General features: G+C 60.5%; 9 protein-coding genes. 7 read left to right on the forward strand and 2 right to left on the reverse strand.

The window, feature by feature from the left end:
• From AC1DYX_RS21200 to AC1DYX_RS21230, 7 genes are all read left to right on the forward strand, one after another.
• On the forward strand, nt 1-1648 hold a 1648-nt coding region (locus AC1DYX_RS21200; RefSeq protein ID WP_477262472.1), incomplete at its 5' end, for a glycosyltransferase.
• Nucleotides 1632-2411 carry a hypothetical protein gene (locus AC1DYX_RS21205; protein WP_477262474.1) on the forward strand — a complete coding sequence of 260 codons (780 nt, stop codon included), beginning with the start codon at nt 1632-1634 and terminating at the stop codon, nt 2409-2411. The genes AC1DYX_RS21200 and AC1DYX_RS21205, both read left to right, overlap by 17 nt.
• Nucleotides 2412-2420: 9 nt before the next feature.
• A complete protein-coding gene (locus tag AC1DYX_RS21210; protein ID WP_477262476.1) occupies nt 2421-3704 on the forward strand; it encodes a glycosyltransferase family 4 protein in 1284 nt (427 codons plus the stop codon).
• Nucleotides 3685-4872 (forward strand): DegT/DnrJ/EryC1/StrS family aminotransferase, encoded by a 1188-nt coding sequence (locus AC1DYX_RS21215; RefSeq protein WP_477262477.1) that lies wholly within the window; start codon nt 3685-3687, stop codon nt 4870-4872. The genes AC1DYX_RS21210 and AC1DYX_RS21215 overlap by 20 nt, the downstream gene beginning before the upstream one ends.
• On the forward strand, nt 4869-5462 hold the full coding sequence (locus tag AC1DYX_RS21220; RefSeq protein WP_477262479.1) for a sugar transferase: 594 nt from the start codon (nt 4869-4871) through the stop codon (nt 5460-5462). The genes AC1DYX_RS21215 and AC1DYX_RS21220 overlap by 4 nt, the downstream gene beginning before the upstream one ends.
• A gap of 963 nt (nt 5463-6425) precedes the next feature.
• A complete protein-coding gene (locus tag AC1DYX_RS21225) occupies nt 6426-7316 on the forward strand; it encodes a Crp/Fnr family transcriptional regulator (RefSeq protein ID WP_477262481.1) in 891 nt (296 codons plus the stop codon).
• A complete protein-coding gene (locus tag AC1DYX_RS21230) occupies nt 7310-8680 on the forward strand; it encodes a polysaccharide deacetylase family protein (RefSeq protein WP_477262483.1) in 1371 nt (456 codons plus the stop codon). The genes AC1DYX_RS21225 and AC1DYX_RS21230 overlap by 7 nt, the downstream gene beginning before the upstream one ends.
• 67 nt (nt 8681-8747) lie before the next feature.
• On the opposite strand, the gene AC1DYX_RS21235 is transcribed toward AC1DYX_RS21230, so the two are convergent.
• The gene (locus tag AC1DYX_RS21235) at nt 8748-9383 is read right to left on the reverse strand and encodes a response regulator (RefSeq protein WP_477262485.1); all 636 of its coding nucleotides are present in this window, start codon (nt 9381-9383) and stop codon (nt 8748-8750) included.
• A partial coding sequence (locus tag AC1DYX_RS21240) for an ATP-binding protein (RefSeq protein WP_477262487.1) occupies nt 9380-11393 on the reverse strand: 2014 nt, incomplete at its 5' end. The genes AC1DYX_RS21235 and AC1DYX_RS21240, both read right to left, overlap by 4 nt.

Raw genomic sequence — 11393 nt, forward strand, 5'->3', positions numbered from 1 at the left:
GTATCGTTCGGCACTGGCCTTGCAAGGTGACCTGTACCAGTTACACGACCCCGAGCTGCTGCCGGTGGGTCTGTTGCTCAAGCGCGGAGGGAAGCGGGTAGTCTTCGATGCCCATGAAGACGTACCATTGCAATTGCTGAGCAAGCCCTATCTGGCGCGGCCGCTGCGTCGCATATTCGCATCCGCTTATGGCTGGCTACAGAAGGTCACGGCGCATCGGTTCGACGGAATTGTTGCTGCCACCCCCAGCATTGCCAACCGGTTTGCGCCCTACAACAGCGCCACGACGTGCATTTGCAACYATCCCTTGCTGGCCGAATTTCCGGCCCCGACGCCATGGGACGAACGCAAGGACACTGTGTGCTACCTGGGTGATATTACGGCCATACGTGGGGCGCATGAAATGGTCCGTGCGATGGGGCAGGTGCGCGGGGCGACGCGCCTGAACCTTGCCGGATGCGCCGCGGCGCCAGAGCTGCTCGGCCAACTGCAACGCGAACCCGGCTGGCAGCGTGTCAATACCCTCGGGCAGGTCGATCGGAAGGGAGTGTGCAGCCTGCTTGCGCAATCGCGCGCCGGTCTCGTCACTTTGCACCCGACGGCGAACTATCTGGATTCGCTCCCGATCAAGATGTTCGAATACATGGCGGCCGGGATTCCCGTGATCGCCTCGAACTTTCCCGCTTGGCAGGCGATCATTGATACTTTCCAGTGTGGCGTTTGTGTGGATCCACTCGATCCCGCTGCGATCGCCGGCGCGATCGATAGTCTTAACGCCGATCCGTTGGCCGCACAGCGCATGGGGACAAATGGCCGCACGGCGGTGTTGTCGCACTTCCACTGGGAGCGCGAATTCACGTCGTTGCAGGCCTTGTATACGAAACTTCTGGACCGTGAGCATGCGGCGGTGAGCGTGCCCGCCACGGCTCCAGAGCAGGCAGATACCAGGATAGTGGCACGCTGGCACAAGTATCGTGCCCTGTTGGGCGAGTTGCGACGCATGCCCAGGGTACGACTGCAATTCCAGGCCCATCTCAATCCTACCGAGGTTCGCGCTACCTACCTTAGTTTTACCAAGCCGCACCCGCGTTTTCCCCTGGTCCGCCACAAGTCGATTGGGGTTGCACTCGTGAATCTGCGACAGTTCGACTCCCCGGAACGCTATCTGGCCGAGATCGGTGGCAAAAACCGGGGGGCCAGCTTTGCCAAGCGCGCGCGCAAGCGTGGCTACACGTTTGCCACGATTGACCGTAATGCCTATGTCGATCAAATTCACGCCATCAACACATCGCTCACTGAGCGTCAGGGGCGCCCGATGTCGGCCGCTTACACGACCCGAGCGGAGCACTTCGATCAGCTCCCCAATTTCCGCTACTACGGGGTGTTCGCACCCTGCGGCAAGCTGGTAGCGTATGCCAACATGGGTTTCTACGGAGATTTCGCGGCACTGGCACAGCTGATGGGCTACCGCAACAACGACGGGATCATGCATTTGCTCATCGTCGACCTGGTCAGTTCGCTCATTACCGAAGGTCGGGCGCGCTTTCTGATGTATGACACCTACTTTGGCGCCAGTGCAGGTATGCAGTCCTTCAAACGCATGCTCGGGTTCCAGCCCCATTACGTGAGCTATGAATTCCATGATTAACGTTGGCCGCCGTATCTATTCAGATTATCTGATGGCCGACCGTACTTCAGACTACGACGCGCTGCTGCGCGCAGCGATCGGCGCCGGCTATGCGCTCATGTCGGTGCGCGACTTCGTCGGCCTTGGGCAGGTCAGGCCACAACGCATCATGGTGCTGCGCCACGATATCGACACCGATCCGGCCACGGCCCGCTGCCTGTTCGAGATCGAGCGCTCCCTTGGAGTCCGGGCCAGCTATTACTTTCGCCTGACTACGCTTGATACCCGGCTGATGGTCGAGATTGAGGAGTATGGCAGCGAGGCAAGCTACCACTTCGAGGAAATCGCGGATTTCGTGAAGCAGTACGACATTCGCTGTCCCGACAAGCTGCGGGCGCGCATGGGTGAGGTCGAAGACCGGTTCTTCATCAATTTTACCGATATCGAAAGGCGCACCGGCATCAAGCTGCGCACGGTCGCCAGCCACGGTGACTTTGCAAACCGCAAGCTCGGCATCATCAACCACGAGTTGCTACAGAACGCAGCGCTGCGCCAGCGCTGCGGCATCACCCATGAGGCCTACGACGAGGCATTGATGCGCTGCTTTGACATCTATATCAGTGACCGGCCCTTTCCTGAACTGTATTCCCCCTGTTCGCCGCTGCAGGTCTTCGATATTCATGAGCGCATCTACTTCACCACCCACCCGGTGCACTGGCGCACGAACTGGCGCGAAACCAGCAAACACAATCTCACTCGACTGCTTGAGTCGTGGGCGTGGTAAGGAACCCTCATGCAGATATTGCTCATCAATCATTACGCCGGCTCCCCCCATCATGGCATGGAGTTTCGTCCCTACTACATGGCCCGGGAGTGGGTCAGGGCAGGCCATGCCGTGTGTATTGTGGCTGCCTCGGCATCGCACTTGCGACAACAGGCGCCAGTGATGAACGGCCAGGCCATGCAGCAGGAGTGGATCGACGGTATCGACTATCGATGGATTGCCACACCACGTTACCGGGGGAACGGGCTCGGCCGCATGGCGAATATTGCTGTTTTCCTTGGCGCTCTCGCACGTCGTGCAAAAGCCCTGGCCAGTGAGCTGGCGCCTGATCTGGTCATCGCCTCCAGCACGTACCCGCTCGATATCTGGACCGCGGCCGCGATTGCCCGCCGCGCCGGTGCACGCCTGGTGTATGAGGTGCATGACCTGTGGCCGCTGACCCCGGTGGAGTTGCACGGAATGCCCCGCTGGCACCCGTTCGTGCAATTGCTGCAGACAGCCGAAGACTACGCCTGCAGACGCGCCGATACGGTGGTGTCGCTGCTGCCCCATGTAGGCAGCTATCTGCAGGAACACGGCATGGCTGCGCACAAGCTGCAATGGATACCCAATGGTATCGATCCGGACGAGTGGGAACAGGGTGCCCAGCAGCTGCCGGCGCCGGTGGCAACCCTGCTGGCACAACAGAAGGCGCAGGGTCGTTTCGTGGTCGGCTATGCGGGGGGACATGGCAAGGCCAATGCGCTTGAAGCGATGCTCGATGCGGCGCGGCGGCTCGACCCTCGGCGCTACGCTTTCGTGTTGGCAGGCGCCGGCGCCGACAAGGCAGCCCTGATGGCATCCGCGCAGGGCCAGCAGAACGTATTCTTCCTTGACCCGTTACCCAAAGCCCAGGTACCGGCTTTGCTCGCACAGTTTGACCTGGCCTATCTCGGCTGGCGCCCGCATCCTCTGTACCGTTTTGGTATCGCCCCGAACAAGCTGATGGATTACATGATGGCCGCTCTGCCGATCGTTCATGCGGTCAAGGCTGGCAACGATCCCGTGGCCGAGGCCGGATGTGGCATCAGTATCGAACCAGATGATGCGAGCGCGCTGGCCGACGCCATCGCAACGCTATGCGCTCTTGCCCCGTCTCAGCGCGTGCGCATGGGCGAACGGGGCCGCGCCCACGTGCTGGCGCAACACAACTACCGCCACCTGGCGCCGTTCTTCCTAAGTGCCTGCGCTGCACCGTGCGGTGCAGCGTCCCTCCGACCTGATGGAGACCACCATGAAGCTGTCCGTCCCTGATCCGACCCCGCTAGCCTCCGGGCCGCAGTTTCTGCCATTCTCGTTGCCTGACATCGGCGAAGAGGAAATTGCCGAGGTGCTCGACACGCTGCGTTCCGGCTGGATTACCACCGGCCCCAAAGCGCGCCGCTTCGAGGCCGAATTTGCCGACTATCTAGGCCCAGGGCTGCAGGCACTTGCCGTCAGTTCAGCCACCGCCGGGCTGCACCTGGCGCTCGAAGCGGCCGGGGTAGGGCCAGGCGACGAGGTCATCGTGCCCACCATGACGTTTACGGCCACGGCCGAAGTGGTACGCTACCTGGGCGCGCATCCGGTACTGGTCGACATTGAACCGGGGACGCTGAACATCGACATCGAAGCCATGCGGGCGGCGCTCAGCCCACGTACACGCGCCGTGATACCTGTGCATTTCGCCGGTCTGCCGTGTGACATGGACCCGATCATCGCGCTGGCACGTGCGCATGGGGTGGCCGTGATCGAGGATGCTGCCCATGCTTTCCCGGCGCGTTATGGCGGGCGCCTGATCGGCACCCTTGACAGCGATGCAACGGTATTCAGCTTCTATGCCAATAAGACCATGACCACTGGCGAAGGGGGCATGCTCGTCACCCGTGATCCCATACTAGCGGCACGCGCACGCGTGATGCGCCTTCACGGAATCCGGCAGGATGCGTTCGACCGTTACGTGTCGAAGGTCCCAGCCTGGTTTTATGAAGTGGTGGCACCGGGATTCAAGTACAACCTCAGCGATATTGCCGCTGCCATCGGAATTCAGCAACTGCGCAAGATCGATGATTTCCTGCGGCGGCGTACCGAGCTTGCACGCACATACCATGAGGTCCTGGCCGGCTTGCCATTGGACCTGCCGCCAGCGGCTCCTGCCGGCGGCACCCATGCATGGCATTTGTACCCAGTGCGCCTGCAAGCCCATGCCGCCATCGATCGCGACGAATTAATCCGCAAACTTTATGAACGCGGCATCGGCGCCAGCGTGCACTTTATCCCTCTCCACCGCCATCCTTACTGGCGCGATACCTACGGACTGCGGGATGGACAATTTCCGCACGCCGACCAGGCGTTCCGCACCATCCTGTCGCTGCCGCTCTATACCCGCATGCAACAGGCCGATCAGCGGCGCGTGTGCGACGCCCTTGCGGAGCTGTTATGAAGCTCAAACGCTGCTTCGACCTGCTGGCGGCCCTGATCGCCCTGTGTCTGCTGGCGCCGCTCATGCTGCTCATCGCGTGCTGGATCAGGTTCGATTCGCCGGGCCCGGCTTTGTTCGTGCAGCAACGCGTTGGCCGTCATGGGGTGCCATTTTCAATATTCAAATTTCGGACGATGGCGTGTGATGGCGCGGCTGGCAGCGCACCGAGGATGTGGCCCCAACCGCGCATCACTCGCGCGGGCCACTGGCTGCGCCGCACCAAACTCGATGAGTTGCCGCAGCTGGCCAATGTCGTCCTGGGTCAGATGAGCCTGGTGGGCCCGCGACCTGAACTGGCGCGCTATGTCGCGTGCTATCCGAGTGCAGTGCGGGATAAGGTGCTGTCGGTTCCTCCTGGCATTACAGAATGGGGCTCGATCCAGTACCGCGATGAAGGTGGTTTGTTGGCCGGGGAAGCCGACCCGGAGCGCACTTATATCGAGATCATTCTGCCGGTTAAGCTGGCTTTCTATCAGCGTTATGTTGACGAGCGCAGCTTCTGGATGGACCTGCGCATTATTGCTAGGACAATGAGCATATTGTGGCGCTAGGACAGCCGAATCTGAGACTTGGGGCGAAAGGTGGTGGAGCTAATTCCTGTGCAATATCCTGGTTCCGGTGAAGAGGCGACGATGCGTCGACTGGGCATTTTATTCGGCGGTCAGCAGTAACGATATGAAGCCTGTCGATACGACCAATCGCGTGATGCAGCGTGCTACGTGATTGGTCATCTCACCGCTTGCGAGTGCCGGCGTCGGATGTGCCGCAGCCATCTGCACACGAGCGTCATCTTGGTGCTCTGATCGACGCAGCTTTAGTGACCAGCTTTCCTGCAAGCAACCCGAGTTCACCATTTGCCGGTTGAGGGACCGTCGGCATTTCGATAGCTCGCCTGTCGCAGCCTCCTCAAACACATGGCGTCTCAGATAGCACCTGAGGAATCCGGTTTATCGTCTGCTGCAACTACATCGACCTCATCTGCTGATCAAGCCAGGTTCATACGAACGCCGTGCAGATCGGCACAACTATTAATTGCATCTGCGCATGATCGCCGGCACGATGCGGAGACTGTTGCGCCATGACCTGGCGCTGGGCGCGACACGCGACCCCCGGCGCTGCAAGTGCACATTGCATTGGACGCGCCGTGAGAGGACACAAATTGGTGCCGGTATCTTTCCCGACCGCCGGCTCCGGTAGAGCGCTGCGACAACGCTGCCGTAGGGCGTCCGTCATTCAGGGCTAGAACCATCCTAGTGGCCGACCTGCTCACGCTGTTTGACGGTGCTCAGTTTTGCAAAACAAGAAGGCACCCCTCACAAATTCTGAGCCCCGCCTAGGATTTTCCCTATCCCATAACTAGTAAATGTCTGCGCGATTACGGACGCCTAGCCGATTTCTGGCGGCCAATGTCAGTGCCAAACTGATTGCAACCCCATTATTTTCGGCCCTCAAGACCAGTCGAGTCACCGCAAGGCCCCGGGGATCGGTACCGTCATTGACGAAGGAGCAGTTCGATGGACTCTACGATCGAATACGGAAGCGATTCCGACAATGTGACCATGCATCAGGATTCTGGATGGGCATGGGCAGAGCGCCAGCGTCCCTGCAGTGTGTCGGCAGCCGACGTGTACCTGGCGCTGCAAGAGCGAGACCCGTGCGAGACGCACCGCTGCCTGCCTCGCTTACGGCGGGTACGCTTCGAATGCGGCCAGCGCCTGTTCGAAATCGATCAGGTGTTTCGTGCCATCGCCATCGTCCGCCTGGGCTTCCTGAAAACCTTCGCCGTCAATGACGGGCGAGGTGAACAGGTGCTCGGCTTTCCCATGCCCGGTAGTATTTTAGGTATCGATGGCATTGACTCGGGCCGCCACCCGTCCTGTACGCAGGCGCTCAGCAGTGGCGAGCTGATTCTGATTCCTTACGCGGCGCTGCTGAACCTGCGCCAGACCCATCCAGATTTGCACGACCTCATCTTCAACGCGATCAGCGCTGAACTGGAAAGCCAATTGAAGATGATCAGGCTGCTCGCGCTGCGCTTCGCCGAAGCACGCATTGCGCGCTTTCTCATGCTCCTTGCGTCGCGCCACGCCGCGCTGGGCTATTCCGATTCGGAGTTCATTTTGCGCATGCGGCGATGCGACATCAGCTCTCTGCTCGGCGTCACCCCCGAAACCGTTTGCCGCACCCTGACCACGCTGCATGCTTTGGGCATTATCGAGATCCGGCGCCACAATGTGCGCATCGTCGACCGCCACGCATTGTCGACTCTGGAGCGCCTGCCAGCAACCCCGGCGCGACTTAAACAGATCGAAGCCAACCGCGTGCGCAGGCGCCGCCTGCGCCACGCCATGGCGCAAGCGCACGCCACTTTGAGTCAAGCATCGGCTGAGGTATCGCCATGTTGATATTGCTGGTGCCGGCTGTCACGCCCGAGATTTGCTGGGTATGCGACGTGCTGTTCAAGAACTTTCTCGGCCTCGATTATGCCCTGCGACAGGGGCTGCCGCGCCAGTATCGCTTGCTGTGCGGGGCCGGCTGGATCGAGATGCCCGATGTATTTTTCGACCAGGTCTATCGTCGCATCTCCGATGCGGGAACCCAGATTCGCTTACCCTTGCCGCTCTGGGACCCGCGCAGCGCCGGGCTGGATGCTGTGCTTTGCGAAGAGACGGTGCCGGTCATTTTTGGCGAAAGCTTTACCCTGGTGCAACCGGCCGGCGTGATTCGACTGCCGCTGGATATTATCGGCTCGGCGTTCTTCATGCTGAGCCGGTACGAAGAACTTGATAGCCTGGCGCAGGACGAGCATGGGCGATTTCCCGACCAGGCTGCCCTGGCCGTGCGTGCAGGCTTCCAGCAGCGTCCCGTTATTGACGAATACGCCGAGATCCTGTGGGCCGCAATTCAAAAGATATGCCCGAACATGCAGCGCGCGACGCGGGTCACGCGTACCCTGATCAGCTGTGACGTTGACCTGCCGGTCGACCCGGCGTGCGCCTCGGCCTACCGTCTGTTGAAACGCATGGTAGGGCGCAGCCTGCGCCAGGGAACGGCACGCGGCATGTCGACCCTTGTCGGCAATTACATGGCAGTGCGCCGCGGTGAACACGGGCGCGATCCTTATCTGCAGGCGCTGGACTGGATCATGGACGTCAATTCGCACGAGGGGAACCGGGTCGCATTCAATCTCATTCCGGCCGTGACCGACCCCGCAATTGACCAGAGCATTGACTTGCATGATCGGCGGCTGCTCGATCTGATGCGCACGGTGCATGCAAGGGGGCACGAGATCGGTATTCATCCTGGCTATAACACCTATCACCATCCGAACGCCATGTCACGTAGCGTTGCCCGCTTGCGCGCCGCAATGGCGGATCTGGGCATCAGCCAGCCGATTCTGGGCGGACGCCAGCACTACTTGCGCTGGCGTGTTCACGTCACGCCACAACTGTGGGAAGAGAACGGTCTTGATTACGATTCCAGCCTGGGTTATGCCAGCCATCCCGGTTTTCGCTGCGGTACCTGTCGCGAATTCGCCATGTTCGACCTGGTCGGGCGACGCGCCATGCATCTGCGCCAGCGGCCCTTGCTGTCGATGGAGCCAATGCGCTACTGGTTAGCGCCGTGGAGCAGCGGAGCTGTGGACATCCTGACCCATTATCGACAGCTATGCCGTCGCTACCGCGGCGACTTTACGCTGTTGTGGCACAACTCGAACCTGGATCATCCGCGTGAACGCGGCATCTATCGCGATGTCCTGGCCGCCTAGTGGTGGCGGTACAGCGGGGCCCGATCCGCCCCCCCGTGCACGCGGGCACAGGGAACGCGAAGGACTGTTAGCAATCAAGCAATCTGTGGGCCACCGCATAATGCACGAGTTCCACGACGGATTGCACGTTCATTTTCTCCAGGATGTGTGCCTTGTAGGTGCTCACCGTCTTAGTGCTCAAGAATTGACTTCGCGCAATCTCGGCCACGGAGTGCCCCTGGATGAGCAGCCAGAAGACCTCGTACTCGCGTGGCGACAGACAATTGTGCGGGAGGTCCGGGCTCGGCGACAGCCAGGCCTGGGCCATCAGTTCGGCGACTTCCGAATCAATCCAGCGCTGGCCTCTAGCAACCCGTCGAATGGCCTCTAGTAGCTGGTCGGTTTCGCGTTCCTTGTTGACGTAGCCGCGCGCTCCGGCCCGCATGGCGCGTAGCGCGTACTGTCGTTCATCCAGTCCGCTCCAGACGAGGACGGACACCTTGGGCGCTTCCGAAACGATCTGGGCGATGAGTTCAATCCCATGCCGGCCCGGCATGTTCAGATCCAGGACCAGGACGTGGATATCGAGCATGCGCACCGCCGCAATCACTTCAAGGCCATTGCCGGCCTCGCCGACAATTTCAAGATCTTCGGTACGGCCGAGCATGTACTTCACGCCCTCGCGCATCATCGGGTGGTCGTCCGCAATCACCACACGGATCATGGCCGGTCCCAAGGCACTTGCAGGGGCGCGGCGGCCGACTGTGCCAACCCCATTTGGCCCAGCACTTCGTCCAGCGTCGCGGCGATGCGTGCGATATGGTGCCAATTGGGTCCAACCAGTTGACGATCGAGCTCCGTGCACAGGCGGGCTACCTCAACGGCATTGACCATGCGTGCACTGGGCAGCAGCTTATGGATTTGGCGCGCGATTTCCATCGACTGGCGGGCGGCACAGGCCTTGCGTATTTGCGCCGAGCAGTCCAGCGCGACCAGCAGAAAGAGCTCGCGAAGGCGCTGCTCAGCCTTCGAGTCGCCCTCCATCCAGCGCAACAGTCCTCTGGTCTGATCCGGTTGATCCGATACTGGTCGTGATCGCGACAGGGCTTCGCTGATATGCTGGTATAGCGCGCGCGGGGAAAAGGGTTTGGCCAGGATGGCGTCGAAACCGCTATCGCCGCAACGCTGAGTATTGTCAACCAGCACATCGGCTGTCAGCGCAATCACGTACAGTGACGCGGTAGCAGGGTTGCGCCGGATGGCCTGTATCGCAGCGTGGCCGTCCACCACGGGCATTTGCAAATCCATTAAGATGCAATCGATGCGCTGGCGGGCAAGCACCTCCAGCGCAGCACGGCCGTCGTCGGCAAGCACGGTCTCGATGCCGCATCGGGCGAGCATCTCCAGCACGATCTGCTGGTTCACTTTGTTATCATCCGCAACGAGCACGCGGATAAGGCCGCACTCGCTCACCTGGTGCCGCAATTGCTCCCGGGCCTGCTCTCCGTTGACGTGCGCCGTGCTGCAGCCCCCGATGGCCTTGCCCCACTTGATTGGGATCTGAAACCAGAAGGTGCTACCGACACCAGCATTGCTGCTGACCCCGACCTTCCCTCCCATCAGTTCCACCAGCTGCTTGCAGATAGACAGACCAAGGCCGGTGCTGCCGTAATGGCTGACCTCCGGACTGCCTGCTTGATAGAAAGGCTGAAACAAGTGCCTTACCTGGCTCGGGGTGAGCCCAATGCCGGTATCAGCTACCTCGAACAATATCTGTGGAGCGCCATCAGGCGCTGAGCGCAAGCTCGCATGGACTGCAATTCGCCCGGCGTTAGTAAATTTGATTGCATTGGAGATGTAGTTTAGCAGCACCTGCTTGAGGCGCACGCTGTCTGCCCGGATGACTCGATGGAGCAGGGGATCACTGTCGAACGACAGCACCAATCCCTTATCCGCTGCGCTCTGGCTCATGCATTTCAATCCATCGAAAAAGGGCTCGAAGTCGAAGTCAGCAGGGCGCAGGCAAAGCTTGTTGGCTTCGATCTTGCTGAGGTCAAGAATATCGTCGACGATACTCAGCAGATGGGTGCCAGCCATGCGGATCTTGTTCAGGTAGTCGCTCTGGCGCGGATCAGTTGCATGGGCCAGCGCCAGATCGGTCAGGCTGATGGCTACCCCCATGGCAGTGCGAATTTCGTGGCTCATCCGGGCAAGGAAATCAGTTTTTGCCTTGCTTTTGCCTTCAGCAAGTACTTTTTCCTCCCTGAGCCGTGCGGTGCGGATGGCCACCTGTTCTTCGAGGTTCGTGTTCAGGCGCCGCAGGGCTTCCTTGGTACGGAGCTGCTGCGAAATGTCTCGCACCATGTGAAGGCAATAGCTGCGTCCATCTATCTCGATACGTTCCAATTGAACCTCGGCGAGAAACTCCTGGCCGAGTCCCTGACGCACGGTGGTATGAATGCAGATGGGCTGGTTCCACGACAGGGACAGCTGGTGCCTCGGGTTGAGCCAGCCGTGGCCCTGCGCCGCCAGCTCGCGTACGTTCATCTGTACCAGCGCCTCCGCAGTTGATTCCAGCAGCTCGGTTCCCTGTTTGCTGACGAACACGATTTTGCCCGCGTCGTCTTGTACGACTAGCGCCCTGTTGGCCCTGCACCGCACGTCCGTGACGCGTTTGGTCTGCTGAGACGCCAGGCGCGACAGGCTTGGCGCGGGTGTGGYGAAATTTGATACT

The sequence above is a fragment of the Massilia sp. P2_C2 genome (assembly GCF_056404615.1).

What these genes read in the sequence shown, in the direction of transcription:
- AC1DYX_RS21205 (WP_477262474.1), top strand. Translation starts at nt 1,632, where the DNA reads ATGAATTCCATGATTAACGTTGGCCGCCGTATCTATTCAGATTATCTG.
- AC1DYX_RS21210 (WP_477262476.1), top strand. Translation starts at nt 2,421, where the DNA reads ATGCAGATATTGCTCATCAATCATTACGCCGGCTCCCCCCATCATGGC.
- AC1DYX_RS21215 (WP_477262477.1), top strand. Translation starts at nt 3,685, where the DNA reads ATGAAGCTGTCCGTCCCTGATCCGACCCCGCTAGCCTCCGGGCCGCAG.
- AC1DYX_RS21220 (WP_477262479.1), top strand. Translation starts at nt 4,869, where the DNA reads ATGAAGCTCAAACGCTGCTTCGACCTGCTGGCGGCCCTGATCGCCCTG.
- AC1DYX_RS21225 (WP_477262481.1), top strand. Translation starts at nt 6,426, where the DNA reads ATGGACTCTACGATCGAATACGGAAGCGATTCCGACAATGTGACCATG.
- AC1DYX_RS21230 (WP_477262483.1), top strand. Translation starts at nt 7,310, where the DNA reads ATGTTGATATTGCTGGTGCCGGCTGTCACGCCCGAGATTTGCTGGGTA.
- AC1DYX_RS21235 (WP_477262485.1), bottom strand. Translation starts at nt 9,383, where the DNA reads ATGATCCGTGTGGTGATTGCGGACGACCACCCGATGATGCGCGAGGGC.